This is a genomic window from Pseudomonas sp. 3A(2025), from assembly GCF_054589175.1.
On sequence record NZ_BAAILM010000113.1, the window covers coordinates 183520 to 204720 of the forward strand.

21 protein-coding genes are annotated in these 21201 nt (G+C 60.4%); 11 read left to right on the forward strand and 10 right to left on the reverse strand.

Going from position 1 to position 21201, the window contains the following annotated elements; all coding sequences use genetic code 11:
* The 7 genes from ACYP2A_RS27440 to ACYP2A_RS27470 all read right to left on the reverse strand — a co-directional run bounded on the left by ACYP2A_RS27440 (position 1) and on the right by ACYP2A_RS27470 (position 6189).
* On the reverse strand, positions 1-1386 hold the full coding sequence (locus ACYP2A_RS27440; protein ID WP_459749065.1) for an amino acid permease: 1386 nt from the start codon (positions 1384-1386) through the stop codon (positions 1-3).
* Positions 1387-1532: 146 nt separating this feature from the next.
* Positions 1533-2711: a 23S rRNA pseudouridine(2605) synthase RluB gene (gene rluB, locus ACYP2A_RS27445; RefSeq protein WP_459749066.1), complete on the reverse strand. Its 1179-nt coding sequence runs from the start codon at positions 2709-2711 to the stop codon at positions 1533-1535.
* Positions 2712-2878: 167 nt separating this feature from the next.
* The gene (locus ACYP2A_RS27450; RefSeq protein ID WP_459749067.1) at positions 2879-3070 is read right to left on the reverse strand and encodes a DUF1289 domain-containing protein; all 192 of its coding nucleotides are present in this window, start codon (positions 3068-3070) and stop codon (positions 2879-2881) included.
* Positions 3067-3864: an SMC-Scp complex subunit ScpB gene (gene scpB, locus ACYP2A_RS27455; RefSeq protein WP_459749068.1), complete on the reverse strand. Its 798-nt coding sequence runs from the start codon at positions 3862-3864 to the stop codon at positions 3067-3069. Before scpB ends, ACYP2A_RS27450 begins: the two co-directional genes overlap by 4 nt.
* A 3-nt stretch (positions 3865-3867) precedes the next feature.
* Positions 3868-4683 (reverse strand): segregation and condensation protein A, encoded by an 816-nt coding sequence (locus tag ACYP2A_RS27460; protein WP_459749069.1) that lies wholly within the window; start codon positions 4681-4683, stop codon positions 3868-3870.
* Positions 4683-5312 (reverse strand): L-threonylcarbamoyladenylate synthase, encoded by a 630-nt coding sequence (locus tag ACYP2A_RS27465; RefSeq protein ID WP_459749070.1) that lies wholly within the window; start codon positions 5310-5312, stop codon positions 4683-4685. Before ACYP2A_RS27465 ends, ACYP2A_RS27460 begins: the two co-directional genes overlap by 1 nt.
* Before the next feature lie 13 nt (positions 5313-5325).
* Entirely contained in the window at positions 5326-6189 is an 864-nt protein-coding gene (locus ACYP2A_RS27470) for a PHP domain-containing protein (protein ID WP_459749071.1), read from the reverse strand.
* A gap of 65 nt (positions 6190-6254) precedes the next feature.
* On the opposite strand from ACYP2A_RS27470, the gene ACYP2A_RS27475 reads away from it, so the two are divergent.
* The 5 genes from ACYP2A_RS27475 (at position 6255) to ACYP2A_RS27495 (ending at position 9959) form a co-directional block, all read left to right on the forward strand.
* Positions 6255-6851: a septation protein A gene (locus ACYP2A_RS27475; RefSeq protein WP_459749072.1), complete on the forward strand. Its 597-nt coding sequence runs from the start codon at positions 6255-6257 to the stop codon at positions 6849-6851.
* Between the two features lies 1 nt (position 6852).
* On the forward strand, positions 6853-7152 hold the full coding sequence (locus ACYP2A_RS27480) for a YciI family protein (protein ID WP_459749073.1): 300 nt from the start codon (positions 6853-6855) through the stop codon (positions 7150-7152).
* 47 nt (positions 7153-7199) lie between these two features.
* On the forward strand, positions 7200-7877 hold the full coding sequence (locus tag ACYP2A_RS27485) for a response regulator transcription factor (RefSeq protein ID WP_459749074.1): 678 nt from the start codon (positions 7200-7202) through the stop codon (positions 7875-7877).
* 225 nt (positions 7878-8102) lie between these two features.
* Positions 8103-8552, forward strand: coding sequence for a hypothetical protein (locus ACYP2A_RS27490; RefSeq protein ID WP_459749075.1), 450 nt, complete (start codon positions 8103-8105; stop codon positions 8550-8552).
* A gap of 69 nt (positions 8553-8621) precedes the next feature.
* On the forward strand, positions 8622-9959 hold the full coding sequence (locus tag ACYP2A_RS27495; RefSeq protein ID WP_459749076.1) for a sensor histidine kinase: 1338 nt from the start codon (positions 8622-8624) through the stop codon (positions 9957-9959).
* Between the two features lie 5 nt (positions 9960-9964).
* On the opposite strand, the gene ACYP2A_RS27500 is transcribed toward ACYP2A_RS27495, so the two are convergent.
* Positions 9965-10519, reverse strand: coding sequence for a nitroreductase family protein (locus ACYP2A_RS27500; protein ID WP_459749077.1), 555 nt, complete (start codon positions 10517-10519; stop codon positions 9965-9967).
* Between the two features lie 124 nt (positions 10520-10643).
* Between ACYP2A_RS27500 and ACYP2A_RS27505 the strand changes: the two genes are divergently transcribed.
* Both ACYP2A_RS27505 and ACYP2A_RS27510 read left to right on the forward strand, forming a co-directional pair.
* Positions 10644-12098, forward strand: coding sequence for a TrkH family potassium uptake protein (locus ACYP2A_RS27505; protein WP_459749078.1), 1455 nt, complete (start codon positions 10644-10646; stop codon positions 12096-12098).
* A gap of 58 nt (positions 12099-12156) precedes the next feature.
* A complete protein-coding gene (locus ACYP2A_RS27510; RefSeq protein WP_459749079.1) occupies positions 12157-12468 on the forward strand; it encodes an Mpo1-like protein in 312 nt (103 codons plus the stop codon).
* Here the strand turns inward: ACYP2A_RS27510 and ACYP2A_RS27515 are convergent.
* Positions 12465-13274: a UDP-2,3-diacylglucosamine diphosphatase gene (locus ACYP2A_RS27515; protein ID WP_459749080.1), complete on the reverse strand. Its 810-nt coding sequence runs from the start codon at positions 13272-13274 to the stop codon at positions 12465-12467. The genes ACYP2A_RS27510 and ACYP2A_RS27515 overlap by 4 nt on opposite strands.
* Positions 13275-13419: 145 nt before the next feature.
* On the opposite strand from ACYP2A_RS27515, the gene ACYP2A_RS27520 reads away from it, so the two are divergent.
* Complete coding sequence (locus tag ACYP2A_RS27520) at positions 13420-14292, forward strand: DMT family transporter (RefSeq protein WP_459749081.1); 873 nt, start codon at positions 13420-13422, stop codon at positions 14290-14292.
* On the opposite strand, the gene ACYP2A_RS27525 is transcribed toward ACYP2A_RS27520, so the two are convergent.
* Positions 14286-14576, reverse strand: a complete 291-nt coding sequence (locus ACYP2A_RS27525) for an Rdx family protein (RefSeq protein ID WP_459749082.1) — start codon at positions 14574-14576, stop codon at positions 14286-14288. The genes ACYP2A_RS27520 and ACYP2A_RS27525 overlap by 7 nt on opposite strands.
* Positions 14577-14899: 323 nt before the next feature.
* Here ACYP2A_RS27525 and ACYP2A_RS27530 point away from each other — a divergent pair, with 323 nt between their 5' ends.
* The 3 genes from ACYP2A_RS27530 to ACYP2A_RS27540 are packed head-to-tail and all read left to right on the forward strand — an operon-like array spanning position 14900 to position 21199.
* On the forward strand, positions 14900-16930 hold the full coding sequence (locus ACYP2A_RS27530) for a type VI secretion system Vgr family protein (protein WP_459749083.1): 2031 nt from the start codon (positions 14900-14902) through the stop codon (positions 16928-16930).
* Positions 16927-17805 (forward strand): DUF4123 domain-containing protein, encoded by an 879-nt coding sequence (locus ACYP2A_RS27535; protein WP_459749084.1) that lies wholly within the window; start codon positions 16927-16929, stop codon positions 17803-17805. Before ACYP2A_RS27530 ends, ACYP2A_RS27535 begins: the two co-directional genes overlap by 4 nt.
* Positions 17798-21199, forward strand: a complete 3402-nt coding sequence (locus ACYP2A_RS27540) for a toxin VasX (protein WP_459749085.1) — start codon at positions 17798-17800, stop codon at positions 21197-21199. Before ACYP2A_RS27535 ends, ACYP2A_RS27540 begins: the two co-directional genes overlap by 8 nt.
* The last annotated feature ends 2 nt before the right edge of the window (positions 21200-21201 follow it).

Consider the following 21201-nt stretch of genomic DNA (forward strand, 5'->3'; position numbering starts at 1 on the left):
TCAGGCCTTGCGCCGGGTCTTGAGCCAGTAGAATAACGCCATCACCAGCAGCCAGAACGGAATGGCGAACACCGAGATGCGAATGCCCGGAATCATCAGCATGATCACCAGAATCAGCCCCACGAACGCCAGGCACAGGTAGTTACCAAACGGGTACCACAACGCCTTGAAAGCCGGCACCTGCCCGCTGCGCTGCATATGCTGGCGAAACTTGAGGTGCGAGTAGCTGATCATCGCCCAGTTGATCACCAGCGTGGCGACCACCAGCGACATCAACAGCTCCAGTGCCTTGCCGGGCATGAAATAGTTGAGCAGCACCGCCACCAGCGTGACCACCGCCGAAACCAGAATCGCCCGCACCGGCACGCCACGGCGGTCGATGTGCGCAAGACTTTGCGGCGCATCGCCCTGCTCGGCCATGCCGACCAGCATGCGGCTGTTACAGTAAGTGCCACTGTTGTACACCGACAGCGCGGCGGTCAGCACCACGAAATTGAGAATATGCGCGGCCGTGTCGCTGCCGAGCATCGAAAACACCTGCACGAACGGGCTGCCGCTGTAGGCATCGCCCGAGGCATTCAGGGTAGCCAACAGGCTGTCCCACGGCGTCAGCGACAGCAGCACCACCAGCGCGCCGATGTAGAAAATCAGGATGCGGTAGATAACCTGGTTGATCGCCTTGGGGATCACGGTTTTCGGCTGTTCGGCCTCGGCAGCGGTGAAGCCGAGCATTTCCAGGCCGCCGAACGAGAACATGATAAAGGCCAGCGCCATCACCAGCCCGCCGACGCCATTGGGAAAGAAGCCGCCATGTTCCCAGAGGTTAGTCACCGATGCCTGCGGGCCGCCGTTACCGCTGACCAGCAGATAGCTGCCCAGCGCGATCATGCCGATGATTGCCACCACCTTGATAATCGCAAACCAGAACTCGGTTTCGCCGAAGACTTTGACGTTGGTCAGGTTGATCGCATTGATCAACACGAAGAACGCCGCCGCCGTGATCCAGGTCGGAATCTCGGGCCACCAGTAATGCACGTATTTACCGACGGCAGTCAGCTCTGACATGCCCACCAGGATATACAACAGCCAACAGTTCCAGCCCGACAAAAAGCCGGCGAATCCGCCCCAATAGCGGTGCGCGAAGTGGCTGAACGAACCGGCCACCGGTTCTTCGACGATCATCTCGCCGAGCTGGCGCATGATCAGAAAGGCGATGAAACCGCACAGCGCGTAGCCGAGAATCATCGACGGGCCGGCCGATTTCAGTACGCCGGCAGAACCGAGAAATAACCCGGTACCAATGGCGCCGCCCAGGGCGATCAACTGGATATGACGGTTCTTCAGCCCGCGTTTCAGCTCGCCTGGCTGCGCGTCGGTTGCACTCATGGAAAAGCTACCTGTTCGATGCAATGAAACCTGCCACGCTCGTGACGCGACAGAAAACGAAACCCCGTGGCGGGTGGCCCGTGGTTTTTCAGACAAATGCCGGATAAACAAACGCCGGTCGAAACCGGCGTTTGTTCGGGCAGTATTTACTGCGGCTTGCGGCCTGGGGCGCGCTTGGTGACAGGTTTGCCGCTCGGCTTACCGCCTGGCTTGCCATCAACCTTGCCTGGACGTGGACGCACGTCCTTGCGCATTTCGCTCGGGCGCTCGGCCACGGTGCTGGTGCGCTCACGCTCGGCAGGACGCGGGGCGCGGGCTGGCTTGTCGCCAATACGCGGTTTGTCGCTACCGCTGCGTGGCGCGGCCGGACGACCACGCTCTTCGCCCGCCGGCTGGCGCGGTGCACGTTCGGCACGCTCGCCGCTGTCCAGCGCCGGACGCACGGTACGAACGCGCTCGCCCTTGCCCAACGGGCGCGACGACTGGCGCTGCAAACGCTCGAGCTTTTCACGGCTCTTGGCATTGAGCACCGGCATGGCCACTGGCGTCAGGCCCACTTCGGCCGCCAGGATGTCGACTTCCTGCTGGCTCATTTCGCGCCAGCGGCCCATCGGCAGGTCGGAGTTGAGGAACACCGGTCCGTAACGTACGCGCTTGAGGCGGCTGACCACCAGGCCTTGCGATTCCCACAGGCGACGCACTTCGCGGTTGCGACCTTCCATCACCACGCAGTGATACCAGTGGTTGAAGCCTTCGCCACCGGGCGCTTTCTTGATGTCGGTGAAACGCGCCGGACCGTCTTCGAGGATCACGCCGTTCTTCAAGCGCAGCAGCATGTCGTCGTCGACTTCGCCGCGTACACGCACCGCGTATTCGCGGTCCATTTCGTAGGACGGGTGCATCAGGCGGTTGGCCAGCTCACCGTCGGTGGTGAACATCAGCAGGCCAGTGGTGTTGATGTCCAGACGGCCGATGTTGACCCAGCGGCCCTCTTTCGGACGCGGCAGGCGATCGAACACGGTCGGACGGCCTTCGGGGTCGTCACGGGTGCAGATTTCGCCGTCGGGCTTGTTGTACATGATGACCCGGCGCACGTTTTCACGCGATTCTTCGCGCTTGACCACCTGGCCGTCGACGCTGATGGCATCGAACGAGTCAACGCGCTGGCCGAGAGTAGCCACCACGCCATTGACCTTGATGCGACCCTGACCGATCCAGGCCTCGACATCGCGACGCGAACCGACGCCAATGCGCGCCAGAACCTTTTGCAGTTTTTCGCCTGCAGGTTTATCGGCCTGGTCGTCTTTAACTTCTATTTCACTCATCTGGGCACCTCCCGGTGTGTCGAATCAGGGCTCACCGAGGACCGGAAAGACCTGTTGCCCGGCAAGCAGTGTGTGCCGTGCCTGAGCGCAATTCAAGAATCATGGCCATTAGGGATGGCCAGAGGGGCGCGAATCATACGCGCTTGTGCGGGGTTATGCATCACCGCTCATTTCTTTTTCCGCCGGCCGGATGACTTGAGCCCGGCCAGGCGCTGCTTACAGGCCTGTAACACCTCAAGCCGCTCGTCCTTGTCGAGTTTCTTCCAGGCCTTGATTTCCTTTTTGCTGCGGCCACAGCCGATGCAAATGTCATCGCTGAACTTGCACAGGCCGGTACAGGGGCTTTTGCTTGAACTCATGCCGAAGGCTCATGGAATAGACGCGGATCGTCGTCCTTGTCTTCGTCACCCTCATCGCCCGCCGGTTCCGCTGGCAGCAAATCGTCGAAGTCGATCTTCAAGCCCTCCTCCATGCTGTCGAGCTCGACCAGCAAGGTGCGGAAGCTGGTTTCTTCGCGCGGTTCTTCAGGCTCGCCATCTTCGCCAAGGCTGGCGTCGGCCAACGCTTGAAGGTGCGCCGGTACCGGGGCGTCCTCGGGGTCGAACAACGGTTCGGGTTCGATTTCACGAATCTCGGCCAGAGACGGCAAATCGTCCAGCCCCTTGAGGTTGAAGTGATCGAGAAAGCCCTTGGTGGTGGCAAACATCGCCGGTCGGCCCGGCACATCGCGGTAACCGACCACGCGAATCCACTCGCGCTCCAGCAGGGTCTTGACGATCTGGGTGTTGACCGCCACCCCGCGCACGTCTTCGATCTCACCGCGCGTTATCGGCTGGCGGTAGGCAATCAGCGCCAGGGTTTCCAGCATCGCTCGCGAATAGCGCTGCGGGCGTTCTTCCCACAGCCGGCCGACCCACGGCGCGTAACGTTCGCGAATCTGCAAGCGGTAGCCTGAAGCCACTTCCTTGAGCTCAAAGGCGCGGCCCTCGCAGGACTTACCGAGTAACTGCAAGGCCTTCTTGAAGACCGAGGGTCCGGGCCGCTCGCCTTCTTCGAACAGCTCGTACAGGCGCTCCAGCGGTTGCGGCTTGCCGGAGGCCAGCAGAAAAGCTTCCAGCAACGGCGCCAGATCGCGGGGTTCATTGAGGTTCATGAGTTATTGAGCTCGGGCACGCACGTGAATGACAGCGAAAGGTTCGTTCTGCACCAGCTCGATCAGCGATTCCTTGACCAGTTCCAGAATCGCCATGAACGTCACCACCACGCCCAAACGGCCTTCCTCAGGCGTATACAGCTCGGCAAACGGCACAAAACTGCCGCCCTTGAGGCGTTCGAGCACATCGCTCATGCGTTCGCGGGTCGACAGCGTTTCGCGGCTGACCTGATGGCTTTCAAACATGTCGGCGCGGCGCATGACTTCGGCCATCGACATCAGCAGTTCTTCGATACTGACATCCGGCAGCAGCTTGCGCGCCCGCGCTTCGGGGGCTTCGAGGCGCGGCACATAGGTGTCGCGACCGACGCGGCGCAACTGGTCGATACCCTCGGCGGCACTCTTGAAACGCTCGTATTCCTGCAGACGCCGAATCAGCTCGGCGCGCGGGTCGTCTTCCTCGGCTTCTATTTCTTGCGAGCGCGGCAGCAGCATGCGCGACTTGATCTCGGCGAGCATGGCGGCCATCACCAGGTACTCGGCGGCCAGCTCCAGGCGCACGTTTTTCATCAGTTCGACATACCCCATGTACTGCCGGGTGATTTCCGCCACCGGGATGTCGAGGATGTCGATGTTCTGCTTGCGAATCAGGTACAGCAGCAGGTCCAGCGGTCCCTCGAAGGCTTCAAGAAACACTTCAAGGGCATCCGGCGGAATGTACAGGTCCTGCGGCAACTGGCCGAACGGCTGGCCGTAGACCCGCGCCTGTTGCTGGGCATCTTCAGGGCTTTCGATCTCTGCGCTTTCGACAGCCGTCATCAAGCGGTTTCGCCAAACGGCGTCGGGTCGCCACAACCGACGCGGATGATCTGCGGATCGCCCTCGGCCAGGCTGATCACCGTCGAGGCATCGACGCCGCCAATACCGCCGTCGATGATCAGGTCGACGTGGTGTTCAAGAAGCTCGCGCATGTCTTCGGGGTCGCTCAGCGGCAGCGTGTCGCCGGGCATGATCAGGCTGACGCTCATCAGCGGCTCGCCCAGTTGTGCCAGCAGCGCCTGGGCAATCGGATGACCCGGCACACGCAGGCCGATGGTGCGGCGCTTGGCGTGCAGCAGCAGGCGCGGCACTTCGCGCGTGGCGTTCAGAATAAAGGTGTAAGGGCCGGGCGTATGCGCCTTGAGGGCACGAAAGGCGCCGGTGTCGACCTTGGCGAACAGCCCCAGTTGCGACAGGTCGCAACACATCAGGGTGAAGTTGTGTTTGTCGTCCAGCTTGCGCAGGCGGCGGATACGCTCGATGGCACCCTTGTCGCCGATCTGACAGCCCAGCGCGTAGGAAGAATCGGTTGGGTACACCACCAGCCCGCCGGCTTTGATGATTTCCACGGCCTGCTTGATCAGGCGTGGTTGCGGGTTCTCCGGGTGGACCTGGAAAAATTGGCTCACGGTTACATCCTGTTCAAACGGCGGTAATAACGGGTTCATGTTTGAATTTGCTCCACAACGGCGGCAAATCCTCGGGCAGCGGCCGATAAATGCCGATCTCCGACCAATGGCCGGGGCCATGAAAATCACTGCCGGCACTGACCAGCAGGCCAAACTCTCGGGCCAGGATAGACAAGCTGCCGACCTGCTCGGCCGGCTGCATGCCATTGACCGCCTCGATGGCGTGGCCACCGGCCTTGATGAAGTCGATCACCAGCCGACGCCGCTTGCTGCGGGTGAAATCATAATGCATAGGGTGTGCCAGACTGATCCACGCACCGGAATCGCGCAAGGTACCGACCGTCTCTTCAAGCGTCGGCCAGTGCTGCTTGACATCACCCAGCTTGCCGGCCCCCAGCCACTTGCGAAAGGCTTCGCCACGGTCCTTGACGAAGCCTGCATTGACCAGAAAATCGGCAAAGTGTGGCCGGGCCGGCGCATTGCCGCTGTCGCCCAGCGCCTGTTGCACGGCGCGTGCGCCTTCCAGCGCGCCGGGCATGCCCTTGAGCGCCAGCTTGCGGCTGATTTCTTCGGCACGCAGCCAGCGCCCATGGTGCAGGCTGACAATAGCGGCAGTCAGCGCCGGGGCATCCATAGCAAAACCATAGCCCAGCACATGGATGGTCGAGCCATTCCAGACGCAGGACAGTTCGACGCCGTTGATCAGTTGCATGCCCAATCCTTCGGCAGCTGCACGGGCTTCGGGCAGGCCTTCGGTGGTGTCATGGTCGGTCAGGGCCAGGACGCGCACGCCGTTTTCATAGGCGCGGGCCACCACCGCCGAGGGCGCGAGGGCCCCGTCGGAAGCGGTGCTGTGGCAATGCAGGTCAACATTCATTAGTTAGGTTTCGCGGTCTTTGATGTTTGTTATTATGCCGCCACATCCCGCGTCTGGCTGCCATTGTGAAACAACTCATCGATTTCATCCCGCTGATTCTGTTCTTCATCGTTTACAAGATCGAACCTCACGCCGTCGATATCCTGGGCCACAGCTTCATGCTGGGGGGGATATTCAGTGCGACCAAAGTGCTGATCGCCAGTTCCGTCGTGGTCTACGGCATTCTCTACGTCAAGCAGCGCAAGCTGGAAAAGAGCCAGTGGCTGACCCTGATCGCGTGCATTGTGTTCGGCAGCCTGACACTGGCGTTCGACAGCGAAGCCATCCTCAAGTGGAAAGCCCCGGCGGTCAACTGGCTGTTCGCCCTGGCCTTTGCCGGCAGCCACTTTATCGGCGACAAGCCACTGGTACAGCGGGCCATGGGCCACGCCCTGACCCTGCCGCAAGCGGTGTGGACACGCCTGAACATTTCATGGGTCATCTTTTTCCTGTTCAGCGGTGCTGCCAACCTGTACGTCGCCTTTACCTATGAGCAATTCTGGGTCGACTTCAAGGTGTTCGGCAGCCTGGCCATGACCCTGATCTTCATGGTTCTGCAAGGCCTGTACCTGGCCCGCTACCTGAGCGACACCCCACAATCGACCACCAAGACCAAGGACTGACATGCTCTACGCCATCATTGCCACCGACACCGCAGACTCCCTGGAAAAACGCCTGAGCGTGCGCCCTGCTCACCTTGAGCGCCTCAACGCCCTTAAAGACGCCGGTCGTCTGGTGCTGGCCGGCCCTCACCCGGCCATCGACAGCAACGATCCGGGCCCTGCCGGTTTCAGCGGCAGCCTGATCGTCGCCGAGTTCGACTCGCTGAGCGCTGCAGAAACCTGGGCCAAGGCCGACCCATTCGTAGAAGCCGGTGTCTATGCCAATGTGCTGGTCAAGCCGTTCCGTCAGGTTCTGCCCTGACCGTACGGCAGTGCATCTGTAACCTTCCTGGACTGATCGAGTAAGTCATGAGTGAGCTGTTATTGATTGATGATGACCAGGAGCTGTGTGAGCTGCTGGGCAGTTGGTTGTCTCAGGAAGGTTTTCAGATTCGCGCCTGCCACGACGGCCAGAGCGCCCGCAAGGCCCTGGCCGAGTCGGCGCCCGACGCCGTGGTACTGGACGTGATGCTGCCCGACGGCAGCGGTCTCGAGTTGCTCAAGCAGTTACGCAACGAACATCCCGACCTGCCAGTGGTGATGCTCTCGGCGCGCGGCGAACCGCTGGACCGCATTCTGGGTCTGGAACTGGGCGCCGACGATTACCTGGCCAAACCCTGCGACCCACGTGAGCTGACTGCCCGCCTGCGGGCGGTATTGCGCCGCAGTCATCCCGTCACCGCGACCAGCCAGCTGGAACTGGGCGACCTGACTTTCAGTTCGGTGCGCGGCGTGGTGATCATCGACGAACAGGAAATGACCCTGACCGTCTCCGAAAGCCGCCTGCTCGAAGCGTTGCTGCGCCAGCCCGGCGAGCCGCTGGACAAACAGGAACTGGCGCAACTGGCCCTGGGCCGCAAGCTGACGCTGTACGACCGCAGCCTGGACATGCACGTCAGCAACCTGCGCAAAAAGATCGGCCCCCACCCCGACGGCCGCCCCCGCATCGTGGCGCTGCGCAGCCGCGGCTACTATTACAGCCTGTAGGACCGACTTTAGTCGGGAACCGTAGCACCGCCATTCCCGACTAAAGTCGGTCCTACGGACGCTCGACGGTTCGCCGCACGCGGATCGCCGCCCGACCGATCGCCGCCCGGTCGCTCCTACGGGCCTTTACAGAAGCTTTACGCTGCATTGACTGCGCTTGACCTTGATCTCCCTAAACTGGGCTCCAACGGCAAACAAGCCGCACCAGAGACAAGGAGATACACCATGCGCAAGACCCTGACTGCTTTGATGTTCGCAGCTGCCCTGCCCGCCCTGGCCATGGCCGCACCTCCTGCACCGGCTGACGGTCCTGAGCACGGCGGCCCACGCTTCCATCAAGAGCAAGGCCCTGGCAAACACCGTGGCGGCCCGTTCGCAGATCTGGACCTGAGCCGCGAGCAACGCCAGCAGATCGGCAAGCTGATGGGTGAACAAGCCCATGAGCGCAAGGAAATCAACAAGCGCTTCCTGGACAAGCTGCCCGCCGCCGACCAGAAAGCCATGAAGGACGAGCTGCAAGCCAACCGCGACAAGACCGACAGCGCCGTGCGCGCCCTGCTCAAGCCCGAGCAGCAGAAAGAGTTCGACGCCGAGAAGAAAAAGCGCGAAGAACGCCGCGCCGAGTGGGCCGAGTTCCAGGCCTGGAAAGCGGAAAAGGCCAAAAAGGCTCAGTAATCGTTACACTTCCTCCCCCGACCCGACATGCGTGCATGTCGGGTTTTCCCGTTGCAGAGAGGTCAAAACGTGCGTTCATTGTTCTGGCGAATCCTGGCCAGTTTCTGGCTGGCCATCGCCCTGGTGGCGGGCCTGTCGGTCCTGCTCGGGCACATGTTGAACCAGGATGCCTGGATTCTCAGCCGTCATCCGGTGCTTAACGAGCTGCCGCAAAAATGGGCCAGCCGCTTTGAAGAACAGGGCGCGGACGCCGCCCAGGACTTTCTGCAGAACGTCAAACGCAAGAACCGCATCGATGTGCAGGTGCTCAACAGCAGCGGCGAACCGGTGGTGCCTGGCACCTTTCCACCTCGGGCTGCCGCCTATGAAGCCCGCCAGGGCGATGACTCGCGGCCCTTGCCATGGCGGCGCCTGACCACTGAATACACCAGCGAGACCAGCGGCGAAACTTACCTGCTGATCTACCGCATCCCGCACCCGGAAGTCGAAGAATGGCATCGCCAGAGCCTGATGTGGCCGCTCAGCGCGCTGGGCATTGCGCTGGTGGTGCTGACCCTGTTCAGCCTGTTCGTCACCTTGTCGATCACCCGCCCGCTGAATCGCCTGCGCAGTGCGGTACATGACCTCGGTCAGGCCAGCTATCAGCAGCACAGCCTGGCGCAACTGGCCAACCGCCGCGACGAATTTGGCGTACTGGCAACCGACTTCAACCGCATGGGTGCACGCCTGCAAAGCCTGATCGGCAGCCAGCGCCAGTTGCTGCGCGACGTGTCGCACGAACTGCGTTCACCATTGGCACGCCTGCGCATCGCCCTGGCGCTGGCCGGCCGCGCCACACCTGAAGAACGGGAAAAACTCTGGCCACGCCTGGACCGCGAATGCGACCGGCTCGAAGCGCTGATCAGTGAGATTCTCGCGCTGGCGCGGCTGGATGCTGACATGGCCAAGGCGGAACCGGTGGACCTGGACAATCTGCTGCAACGGCTGCGCAACGATGCGCTGCTCGACGGCCAGGAACCGGGTATTACCTTACAGATCCAGGGCCCGCTGAGTGTCGAAGGCTGGCCAGACATGATCGAACGCGCCATCGATAACCTGCTGCGCAATGCCCGGCGCTTCAGCCCGCCCGATCAGCCTGTAGAGCTGCACGCCGTAAAGCTTGATGAGCGCATTCGAATCAGCGTGCGTGATCATGGCCCCGGCACGGCGCCCGAATACCTGACGCAACTGGGCGAACCGTTCTACCGCGCGCCCGGCCAGAGCAGCGCCGGCCATGGCCTGGGCCTGGCCATTGCCCGCCGCGCCGCCGAACGCCACGGCGGCAGCCTGACCTTGAGCAACCACCCGCAGGGCGGTTTTCTGGCTGTAGTCGAGTTACCGCTGGTGCCGGTCAATCCAGCGCATTAACGGTCTTACCAGGCGCTGACAAACCCGCCAGTTTCCTCTTTGCCCGCCACCCGTGGCGGGTTCAGCGGGGTGCCCAGATACAGAAAGCCCAGCACTTCTTCACCTTCGCTCAAGCCAAGGCCTTGAGCCACACCGGGCGCATACGACAACTCGCCGGTGCGCCATACCCCGCCCAGCCCCAACGCGTAGGCTGCCAACAATACGCCGTGCGCCGCACAACCGGCGGTCAGACGCTGCTCGCTGCGCGGCACCTTGAAATGATCCTGCAAACGGGCAATCACCACCACGACCAGCGGCGCACGCAGCGGCCCCTGACGGGCCTTGTCCAGTTGCTGGGCCGGCGGGTTGCTGTCTTTTTCCAGCAAGGCCTGAGCCAGCAGTTCGCCCAGGCGCTCACGCGATGAACCTTCAACCGTCAGAAAACGATAAGGCTTGAGCAAGCCATGGTCTGGCGCGCGCAAGGCCGCGCCGAACAGAATTTCCCGCTGGGCGGCATCCGGGGCCGGCTCGACCAGACGCGGGACCGAAACACGATTGAGTAAAACGTCGAGAGCCTGCATGGGCCAATCTCCTTGAAAAGTAGTCGGGCATTCTAGGCCAGCACGCTACGCTTTACCCACAGGTTTACATGCAAAACCGCGCAGGTAGAATGGCGCCCCACTTCCCCTCCAGTCCGAGCAGTTCATGGCGTTGCCGACCTTTCGCATTATCGGTTTTATCATCGGCATCTTCCTGATCACCCTGGCGATCTCGATGGTCGTGCCCATGGCCACACTGGTGATCTACGACCGCTTCGAAGACCTGCGTTCGTTTTTGTGGGCCAGCGCCATCACCTTTATCGCAGGGCTTGCGCTGGTATTGCCGGGCCGCCCCGAGCATGTGCACCTGCGCCCGCGCGACATGTATATGCTGACCGTGACCAGCTGGATCGTGGTGTGCATCTTTGCCGCGCTGCCGTTTCTGCTGACCCAGCACATCAGCTATACCGACTCGTTCTTCGAAAGCATGTCGGGCATCACGGCCACCGGCTCTACGGTACTCAACCACCTGGACGACATGTCGCCAGGCATTCTGATCTGGCGCTCGATGCTGCACTGGCTGGGCGGTATCGGCTTTATCGGCATGGCGGTGGCGATTCTGCCGCTGCTGCGCATCGGTGGCATGCGCCTGTTCCAGACCGAATCGTCCGACCGCTCGGAAAAGGTCATGCCGCGCTCACACATGGTGGCCAAGTACATCATCCTCGCTTACGTCGGCTTTACCGTACTCGGCAGCCTGGGCTTCTGGTGGGCCGGCATGAGCCTGTTCGATGCCATCAACCACGCGATGTCGGCGATTTCCACCGGCGGTTTCTCGACCTCCGACCTGTCGCTGGCCAAATGGCCACAACCGGCGGTGCACTGGGTGGCGATTGTGGTGATGATCCTCGGCAGCCTGCCCTTCACCCTCTACGTCGCCACCTTGCGCGGCAATCGCAAGGCGCTGATTCGCGACGAACAGGTACAGGGCATGCTCGGTCTGCTACTGGTCACCTGGCTGGTGATGACCTTGTGGTACGGCCTGACCACCGACCTGCCGTGGCTCGATGCGCTGCGCCATGTGGCGCTGAACGTCACCTCGGTGGTCACCACCACCGGTTTTGCGCTGGGCGACTACAGCCTGTGGGGCAACTTCTCGTTGATGCTGTTCTTCTACCTGGGCTTTATCGGCGGCTGCTCCGGCTCGACTGCCGGCGGCGTGAAGATTTTCCGCTTCCAGGTGGCCTATATCCTGCTCAAGGCCAACCTCAATCAACTGATCCACCCGCGTGCAGTGATCAAGCAGAAATACAACGGCCACCGCCTGGACGATGAGATCGTGCGCTCGATCCTGACCTTCTCGTTCTTTTTCACCATCACCATCTGCGTCATCGCCCTGCTGCTGTCGCTGCTGGGCCTGGACTGGATGACCGCCCTGACCGGCGCCGCCAGCACCGTGTCGGGCGTCGGTCCGGGGCTGGGCGAAGTGATAGGTCCTGCGGGCAACTTCGCCAGCCTGCCGGATGCCGCCAAATGGATTCTGTCAGCCGGCATGCTGCTCGGCCGACTGGAAATCATCACTATCCTGGTGCTGTGCGTACCGGCGTTCTGGCGGCACTGATGACGAAGGGGCTTATACGGGACTAGACTGGCCACAGACCGACATGAGGACGTACACCATGGAACACGTCAGGCATTTCGCAAACTTCGCCGAGTTTTATCCGTATTACCTTGAAGAACACCGCAACAGCACCTGCAGGCGCCTGCACTTTGTCGGCACCAGCCTGGTGATTTTCTTGCTGGCGTTCGGGATTGGCAGCGGTCGCTGGGAGCTGTTATGGCTGGTGCCAGTGGCCGGTTACGGCTTTGCCTGGGCCGGGCACTATCTGTTCGAACACAACCGCCCCGCGACCTTTCAGCATCCGCTGTACAGCCTGATGGGCGACTTTGTGATGTTCCGCGACATGTTGCTGGGACGGGTGGCGTTTTAAACGGCCACCACCTCTTCAGCTTGCTGCTTCTGCAACATCTGCGCATCCGCCAGGCGGTACAGCTCGATGCTGCCGTCCAGATGCTCGATCAGCGCCGTGCACGATTCGACCCAATCGCCGCAGTTAAGGTACTCCACCTCGCCCACCTGACGAATTTCGGCGTGGTGAATATGCCCGCACACCACGCCATCGAGTCCGCGCTTGACGCATTCATGGGCGATGGCGTTTTCAAAGTCGCTGATGAAGTTCACTGCGCCCTTGACCTTGTGCTTGAGGTACGCCGACAGCGACCAGTAACCGTAGCCATAGCGGGCGCGCCAGTGGTTGAGCCAGCGGTTGAGGGTCAGGGTGAATTCATAGGCCGAGTCGCCGAGAAACGCCAGCCAGCGGTGGTAGCGGGTGATCACATCGAACTGATCGCCATGGATCACCAGCAGGCGCCGGCCATCGGCGGTGACGTGCACGGCTTCGTCAAGCAACTTGATATTGCCCAGAATCAGCTTCGAGTAACGGCGCAGGAATTCGTCGTGGTTGCCGGTGATATAGATCACCTCGGTGCCGCGTTTGCTCATGGTCAGCAGGCGGCGGATCACGTTGGTGTGCGTCTGTGGCCAGTACATGCCGCCGCGCATTTTCCAGCCGTCGATGATATCGCCCACCAGATAGATCCTGTCGGCCTGATAACCCTTGAGAAAGGTCGACAAATGCTCGGCCTGACAATCGCGGGTGCCCAAGTGCACATCGGAGATCCACAGGGTACGCACGCGTTGTTTGCGGCTGGGTTTGGCGAGCTGAGCGCTGCTCATGGGCGACCTCCGGCTGGGTTTTGCCCAGAGTGCCCGGCAGCGGTGACCCGAATATGACATCGTCATGGCATTCACATGACAACCGGCCAGTGCCCTGCCCGTGTAGACTGGCGGGCTTTCGCCCGTCACCCATGCAAGGACCATGATGACTCCACGCACTGCTCTGGGCGCCCTGCATCTGGGCGCCATTCTGGTCGGCCTGGCCGGCGTGCTCGGCAAGCTGGCCGCCACCACGCCCAGCGTCATCGTGTTCGCCCGCGCCGCCTTTGCGGTGCTGGCACTGGCGGCGTTCATCAAGCTGTTTGGGCGTCACGGCTGGCAGCCCATGCAGCGCCGAAACGGGCTGCAGATGACGCTGTCCGGCGTGTTGCTGTGCGTGCATTGGGTGGCGTTTTTCATCGCGATCAAAACCGCTGGCGTGGCCATCGCCACGCTGGGCTTTGCGACGTTTCCGGCCTTTACCGTGGTGCTTGAAGGCCTGCTGTTCAAAGAGAAGATCCAGCGCCGGGAAATACTGCTGGTCGCGATGGTCAGCGCCGGGCTGGTGCTGGTCACGCCGGGTTTCGACCTGGCCAGTGACGCCACGGGCGGCTTGCTGTGGGGCGTGTTCTCCGGTCTGACCTTCGCCCTGCTGTCGCTGGCCAACCGAGCCAGCGCCGCGCATGTGCCACCGGTACAGGCGGCGCTGTGCCAGAACCTGGTGGTGATGCTGTGCCTGTTGCCATTCGCCGCGCCGCAGTTGGACAGCCTGCGGACCATCGACTGGTTGTGGCTGGCGCTGCTTGGGGTGATCTGTACCGGACTGGCGCACAGCCTGTTCGTCGCCAGCCTGGCAGTGGTCAAGGCGCGCATCGCCGCGGTAGTGTTCGCCATGGAGCCGGTCTACGGCATTGCCCTGGCCTGGCTGATCTTCGCCGAAGCCCCGAGCCCACGCATGCTGGCCGGCGGCGCGCTGATCATCGCTGCCATTTTACTGTCGGGGCTTAAACCTCATGACAAGGCGGGCCCGGCTCACTGAGCCGGCCGGTCGTTATGGCCCAGATCACGCTGCGGGTCGATGCAATCGCGGACCCGTTGCTTGAGCACCTTGGCCTCCGGAAAGCCGCCATCGGCCTTGCGTTCCCAGATTTGTACGTCATCGCAGGTGATGCGAAAAATCCCGCCCGTGCCCGGTTCCAGGCTCACCCGGCCCAGATCGTCGGCGAAGGTGCTCAATAATTCCTGGGCCAGCCAGGCGGCGCGCAACAACCACTGACATTGGGTGCAGTAAGTGATAACGATGTGGGCTTTAGGAGTGTTCATGAAATCACGCTCGAAGCAGGTTATTGAGAAACAGGGCCGTTAAAACGCATCATCATACGCCTGGCTGCGCATGAATTTGCGCAGCCAACGGTGGATAACCCTGTGGACTGACGCCTGTAGATCAACCGGGCCAAGGCCTTCGTTCAAGCGCGCAAACACCTGCATACCCTGCGCAAGGAGTTGCGCAATTTAATGGGCATTTTGCGCAAAAAACGCTCAATTCAAATCGATAAAAAACACAAGACATTGATTAAAAAGGGAAATATTTACGTGGCACAGATCTTGGTATGGCTTGTGTGTCAGCCATTACCGGGAGACCCGGCATGTCCACTCGATTCACTCAGCCATCCTTTACCCTGAGTCTGCCCGGCCAGCATGAATTCCAGGTGCTGGCCTTCAAGGGCTACGAAGCCCTCAACCAGCCGTTTCGTTTCGACCTGCAACTGGTCAGCGAACGCCATGGCCTGGACCTCGAAGCCCTGCTGCACCAGCCGGCCTTTTTGCAACTGAGCCCGGATGGCAGCGGTATTCATGGCCAGGTCGAGCGCATTGCCCAGGGCGATCGCGGCCAGCGGCTGAGCTATTACCAGCTCAGCCTGCGTCCCCGGCTGGCCAACCTTGCCTACCGCACCAACCAGCGCATTTTCCAGAAACGCAGCGCACAGCAGATCATCGGCCAATTGCTCAAAGAGCACGGCATGCTCGAAGAAGATGCCTGGCGCTTCCAGGTCAAGGCACCGTGCCCGGAACGCGAATACTGCGTGCAGTACGATGAGTCGGATCTGCACTTCATCCAGCGTCTGTGCGAAGAAGAAGGCCTGCACTATCACTTTGAACATAGCCGCGCCGGTCATGTGCTGATGTTCGGTGACGATCAGGCGTACTTCCGCTCCTTGCCGGCGCTGGCCTATCACCCGGATGTCTCGATGGTCGCCGATGCGCCGGTGGTCAGCCGCTTCAATGTACGCCTCGAAACCCGCAGCAACCGCACCACTCGACGCGACTACCACTTTGAAATGCCTCGGGTCGACATGATCAGCAGTGCCGGCAGCAAGGCCGTGCTGGATCTTGAGGACTACGACTATCCAGGGCGCTTTATCCATCGCGACCGTGGCCAGGTGCTGGCGCAACGCGCACTGGAGCGCCATCGCCACGACTATCGGCTGGCCGAAGGGCACAGCGACCAGCCACGTCTGGTCAGCGGTCATTTTTTGCCGCTGACCGAACACACCCGCCAGGACTGGAACCAGTTGTGGCTGCTGACCGAGGTCCATCATGAAGGCCGCCAGCCGCAAGTGCTGGAAGAATCCGCCGCGCTCGCACAAACCACCGACGGCGACTTCACTCAGGGCTATCGCAACCGCTTTCAGGCCACGCCCTGGGACACCTATTACCGCCCGCCGCTGAACCATCCCAAACCACGCATCCTTGGCAGCCAGACCGCCAAGGTCACCGGCCCCGCCGGGCAAGAGATTCATTGCGACCGCCATGGCCGGGTCAAGGTGCAGTTCCACTGGGACCGCGAAGGCCAGAACAACGAGCGCTCCAGTTGCTGGGTGCGGGTCGCCAGCGGCTGGGCCGGCAATCGCTATGGCGCCGTGAGCCTGCCGCGCGTCGGCATGGAAGTGCTGGTGACCTTTCTGGAAGGCGATCCCGATCAGCCACTGATCAGCGGTTGCCTGTTCCACAGCGACCACCCGCCGCCCTACCCGCTGCCCGAAAACAAGACCCGCAGCGTGTTCAAAAGCCTGAGCAGCCCGGGCGGCAAGGGCTACAACGAACTGCGCATCGAAGACCGTGCCGGCGAGGAGCAGATATTTGTCCATGCCCAGCGCGACTGGGACCAGGAAATCGAGCGCAACCAGAAGATTCGCGTCGGTCATGAGCGCCACGACGAGGTCAAGGCCAACAGCTACAGCCACTTTCTCGCCGAGCAACACTGCACCACCGACCTTGACCGACGCACCCAGATCAAGACCGACGACCACCTGACCGTCGGCCAGACCCAGCACATTCGCCTGGGGGTCGCGCAACGGGTCGAAGCCAGTAACGAAATCCACCTCAAGGCCGGGCAAAAACTGATTCTCGATGCCGGCCAGCACATCACGCTCAAGGCCGGTGGCAGCTTCATCACCCTCGATGCCAGCGGCGTGACCCTCAGCGGCCCGGACATCAAGCTCAACAGCGGCGGCAGTGCAGGCAACGGCATGCCTGCCGCTCCATTGTTGCCCGGCATGGTGCAGCCGGCCGACAGCGACAAAGCCGGCGACCTGCTGGTGCCAGCACAAAACGTGGCGATCAAGCGTACCGGCCGTTGCGAAGAATGCGAAAAAGCCAAGGCGGCTGGCCAATGACTGCTCAAGCGTTTGTGCTGATCGACGGCCTGTTACTGCCCGAAGCCCTCAGGCAGCTCTATGGTCGGGGCGAAACCCTGGAAATCGACCCGCTTTACCTCGGCACCCGCTGGAGTCCCCTTAAGGACAAGGGGCCGATTCTGGTTCAGGCCAGCGAGCGGCTTGAAAATGAATGGCTGCATAAAGGCCACTGGCACGCCTGCTCATCGCTGCTCTACAGCCAGGCAGCCATGCCGACACTTGCCGCGCACCTGCGTCGCTTTCTCTGCCCGCCCGATTATCTGGGCAACGCCAGCCTGCTGCGTTTCGCCGATCCTCTGGTGCTGCACGCCTGGCTGAGCAGCCAGGAACAGGCCCACCTTGACCGCACCCTTGGACCCATCGAGCAATTGCGGGTCGCCATACCCCGACAACCCTGGCACCGCGAGTCAGCTTCAGTAGCGGACGGGATTGCCACCTTTGCCCGCGACCGTACCGAGCAGGCATGGGAATCGAGTTTTGCCTTGCAAGGCCCGGCGCAGCTTGAAGCCTTCGAGCAGGCTTATGACTTTCTGTTCAAACGACGCCTGTACGACTGGATCACCCGCGAGACACCGGGCGCTTTCGCCACTGAGCGCTCCGAGCAGATCGATAACTGGCTCGACCACAGCCTGCGCAGTGGTCGCGACTGGGGGCTGATCAGCGAGTTTGCCTTGGCGACGTGGGTCAGGCACAGCCATGCGCTCGGTCTGGACTTCGTCAACGCACCAGGCAGTGTCTGGCAGCAATGGCAGGCCAAACATCCTGAGCAGCAAGCTCTGGCACCAGAGCTGCGTCTCGACGCATTCGACATTTATCAAGAACAGCGCGAAACCGCGGAGCCCACCGATGAATAAAAAACAGGGCACTGCCCGACAACGCTGCGCCACGGCATTCGACAAAACCCCGGCCACCGGCACCAGCCTGTGCCCGTTCAAAGGCCCGGACATTGCCATCGTGCCGATGCGCTATGCGCTGGACCGCTCGCGCTACGACCCCAATCCGCACGCCCTTACACCACTGTCCAAAGCGGGCAAATGGCCCGCCCTGCCTGAACTGAAAAGCCGCACTTACACCCTGCGCCAACTGTACGACGGCTATGTCTACGTGTTCGACGAAACCGCCGGCACCCTGCACGAATATGCCTTCTCGGCGACCGATGCGGGTCTGCAGCGCATCGTCTGGACTGAGGCTCATCTCGGTCAGGACGAACGCACTGGCGCAGGTGAGGCACTGCCCTACCTGCTTTATCCACGTAATCACAGCCTGCATATCGCCTACGCACCGATGCAGTGGACCTGGCGAATCTGCGAACACCTGCGCTCCCACGAAGACAGCCGCGCGATGTGGATGAAGCGTGTGGATCTGGCGAGTTACTGCATCACCATGAATGAGCCGGGGACCTTGCCGCTGAGTGAGATTGCCAGGGCGGTGGCGGATGTGGATGCGGGGTGCATCAACGAAGACCAACGATTTGCCGATACCGCGCTGCCCAGCACCCAGCCACAACTTGATCCAGAAAAACCTGACAAAAAACCTGAATGGGTGCCACTGGGCGCCGATGTGCACTGGCTGGGCAGCGTACCGGACAAGGACAGCGCGCTTTTAATCGCGCTGGACGACTCGCTGGCCATTCTCAAGGATCTGGGCATGCAACTGGCGGGGGATCAAGCGGCTTATCAGAGTTGGCAGGCGGAACATGAGCACAAACTTGAGATCGCCTCATTGGTCAGCAATCTGTGTGGTACAGCCAGCAAGCCAGAGAAAGACAAGCTACCAGGGTCGGTTCGAAACAGCCCGGTCATGACCCAGCAGTATTTGATCGAAGCCGAAGAGTATCTGGAGCAGTACGAACTGGAAGAACGTCTTCACACAGAAAACACGACAGTCGCGCCTGAAATCTTTTTCATGTCACGGACCGAGAGCGATGCGAAGCTTCAGGCGCTGAAAGATCGTTATGGCCATGCCCCCGATCAAGCCGATGTGCAATCGTGGCTGGAGCGCAGTAAATGGCGACGCGAAGTTGATCTGCAAGCCGCACGTATTCATATGCAGCAACAGCACTTGCCTCAGCAGCGCTTGCTGCAAAAGGTTCGCGATACTCAGGCAGATTTTGAAACGTGGGCTGAACGCATCGGCATCGACCCTCTGGAGCTGTTCATTGATACCGGGAACATCAGAACGCTCGACTACCTGAAAATGATCATGGAGAACCTGCTTACCATCTGGGCCCAGGACATGCGCACCACCGACTGGCTTATGGAACAGGAAAACCGGGCTACCACCCTGTTCGGCACAATGCGCTACGGTTTCTCGCCGGCCTTGAAAGAAGCACTGCACAACGAAGCCGACAAACTGATCAATGGTGTGAGCGATTTCACCAACCTGGCCACCCGCGCGGGCGAACTCAATGCTCTGCTCAACCACAAGGACTTTGCCAATGCACCGTGGATGAAAGCTCTCAAGCAACCGGTGCAAGATACCTTCAAGGCCTTACGTACGCTGGCCAGCGATATAGGTAAAGAGACAGCACAACGCATGCTGATTGCCTGGTTGCCCGTGGACAGCCGCTTGGCACAAGGCAAGCAACTGAACGTGGTTGCATTACTGCGCACCCTGCTGATCGGCCAGATCCTGAGCAACTCCCCGGAACGATTGGTTGTAGACACGGCTATCGCCAGCAAGCTCAAGGAATGGCAACGACAACGCCGGGTTTTGCTCCAGCATCTTGATCGTGTGCAGATGAGGTGGTTCTACCCCTCCGAACCCTGGGTGCGCCGTGGATTGACCGCCGAAGTGCAAGCCTGCACAGACCGACTCAAAGCCCACGACCTGAAACTGCCCATGCTGGTGGACTTTCAGAACAATCAGTACGCCAAATTGTTTCAGCAGGAGATTGAAAAATTCTTCCAGTCCGGCAAAAACGTCGTCAAGCACTGGCAGCAACATGTCAGAAACTGGAGCCAGCGCCTGGGCATTCATGGTGCCAGCATCAGTTGGGGCGTGATCATACTTAACTTCATCAATACAGCGCTGACGCTGGAAGAGGTCAGCCGGGATGGAGACCTCAGCAAGAAGGACCTTGTAAAGGTCGGATACAACCTGGGGTATAGCTTTAACCTGTTGATGGCCTTGTATGTCGAAGCACCGTGGGCAATTGTCAAAAATGCGCAACCCATGCAATCCGGAAACTATCAAATCGGAATACTGGAGCGCTCTTCAAGGTATTGGAAAGCCCAGGGGAATTCGACATGGGCAAGTGCAGTTCGTAGCTTCAGGTCACGTTTATTGGCTGCGGGAGCCTGGGGGGTGGCGGCGGCAGCACTGGAGTTCTCGGAGCTGAATGAAGTCTTAGAAAATGCCAAAAATCCAACTGAAAAAAACATACTAAGACTCAAGGCCATCGGTATATTTTTCATGGGTGCCGCTGCCTTAGGGCAGGGAATTTCAGCGATAATAACAGGCTCATTAGCAATGAGTGCAGCGACAATAGTGCTGGGTGGCTGGTTTGCTATTATCACATTGACCGGAGGGCTTATTTATTTACTCGCCAGCACCCTATTAAACTACTTAAAGCAAGACAATATCGGCTCTTGGCTTAAAAAATGCTGTTGGTCCTATCCCTCAGACTCTCGCTATCCCGACACGCCAGACGGGCATGCCCAAGAGCTAAAAACCTTACTGGAAATCCAGCTCAGCCCACAAATAATGGTAAAAAGCACCACAGAACAAGAATGGATATTCACCGGCAAAAATCACGTCCCGATTGACAACCAAAATGGTGCCTGGGTTCAGATTCGCTTTCCCCATGTATTACGAGGCCGTGGAATATTTTTCGATATTATCAGCAGCAAGCGCCCATTAGGCGTAATGCCTGTCAGGAAAATTGAATCGTCAATCAAGGATACTTTCCTGGAAGAAGGCACTTATGCTTCTATCAGGGATTGGGGCAATATTAACAACCAGCGCCAGCCCTACGGTTTTTATCCGGCCTTAGCGCTTGGCATACCTGAAGAAGAGGACATTATCTGGAAGGCCTGGGTCCCACTCGACAAGGAGGCTACTTTTCTCGAATTCCAGATCTGGTACCCCGTCGATATCCTGCACCCATCAACTCATGACACAGGCTATCTCTATCAGATCGAACTGAGTGCCAAGGGCGTCAGTACGATTGATGCGCTCGGCAACACAGAATTACAAGTCAAGAATAAAAGCCGCGAAGCAGCATCGCAAATATTTCTGATGCAGTAGTA

Excerpts from the sequence above, each read along its gene's own strand:
- ACYP2A_RS27440 (WP_459749065.1), bottom strand. The coding sequence starts at position 1,386 with ATGAGTGCAACCGACGCGCAGCCAGGCGAGCTGAAACGCGGGCTGAAG.
- rluB (WP_459749066.1), bottom strand. The coding sequence starts at position 2,711 with ATGAGTGAAATAGAAGTTAAAGACGACCAGGCCGATAAACCTGCAGGC.
- ACYP2A_RS27450 (WP_459749067.1), bottom strand. The coding sequence starts at position 3,070 with ATGAGTTCAAGCAAAAGCCCCTGTACCGGCCTGTGCAAGTTCAGCGAT.
- scpB (WP_459749068.1), bottom strand. The coding sequence starts at position 3,864 with ATGAACCTCAATGAACCCCGCGATCTGGCGCCGTTGCTGGAAGCTTTT.
- ACYP2A_RS27460 (WP_459749069.1), bottom strand. The coding sequence starts at position 4,683 with ATGACGGCTGTCGAAAGCGCAGAGATCGAAAGCCCTGAAGATGCCCAG.
- ACYP2A_RS27470 (WP_459749071.1), bottom strand. The coding sequence starts at position 6,189 with ATGAATGTTGACCTGCATTGCCACAGCACCGCTTCCGACGGGGCCCTC.
- ACYP2A_RS27480 (WP_459749073.1), top strand. The coding sequence starts at position 6,853 with ATGCTCTACGCCATCATTGCCACCGACACCGCAGACTCCCTGGAAAAA.
- ACYP2A_RS27485 (WP_459749074.1), top strand. The coding sequence starts at position 7,200 with ATGAGTGAGCTGTTATTGATTGATGATGACCAGGAGCTGTGTGAGCTG.
- ACYP2A_RS27490 (WP_459749075.1), top strand. The coding sequence starts at position 8,103 with ATGCGCAAGACCCTGACTGCTTTGATGTTCGCAGCTGCCCTGCCCGCC.
- ACYP2A_RS27500 (WP_459749077.1), bottom strand. The coding sequence starts at position 10,519 with ATGCAGGCTCTCGACGTTTTACTCAATCGTGTTTCGGTCCCGCGTCTG.
- ACYP2A_RS27505 (WP_459749078.1), top strand. The coding sequence starts at position 10,644 with ATGGCGTTGCCGACCTTTCGCATTATCGGTTTTATCATCGGCATCTTC.
- ACYP2A_RS27510 (WP_459749079.1), top strand. The coding sequence starts at position 12,157 with ATGGAACACGTCAGGCATTTCGCAAACTTCGCCGAGTTTTATCCGTAT.
- ACYP2A_RS27515 (WP_459749080.1), bottom strand. The coding sequence starts at position 13,274 with ATGAGCAGCGCTCAGCTCGCCAAACCCAGCCGCAAACAACGCGTGCGT.
- ACYP2A_RS27520 (WP_459749081.1), top strand. The coding sequence starts at position 13,420 with ATGACTCCACGCACTGCTCTGGGCGCCCTGCATCTGGGCGCCATTCTG.
- ACYP2A_RS27525 (WP_459749082.1), bottom strand. The coding sequence starts at position 14,576 with ATGAACACTCCTAAAGCCCACATCGTTATCACTTACTGCACCCAATGT.
- ACYP2A_RS27530 (WP_459749083.1), top strand. The coding sequence starts at position 14,900 with ATGTCCACTCGATTCACTCAGCCATCCTTTACCCTGAGTCTGCCCGGC.
- ACYP2A_RS27535 (WP_459749084.1), top strand. The coding sequence starts at position 16,927 with ATGACTGCTCAAGCGTTTGTGCTGATCGACGGCCTGTTACTGCCCGAA.
- ACYP2A_RS27540 (WP_459749085.1), top strand. The coding sequence starts at position 17,798 with ATGAATAAAAAACAGGGCACTGCCCGACAACGCTGCGCCACGGCATTC.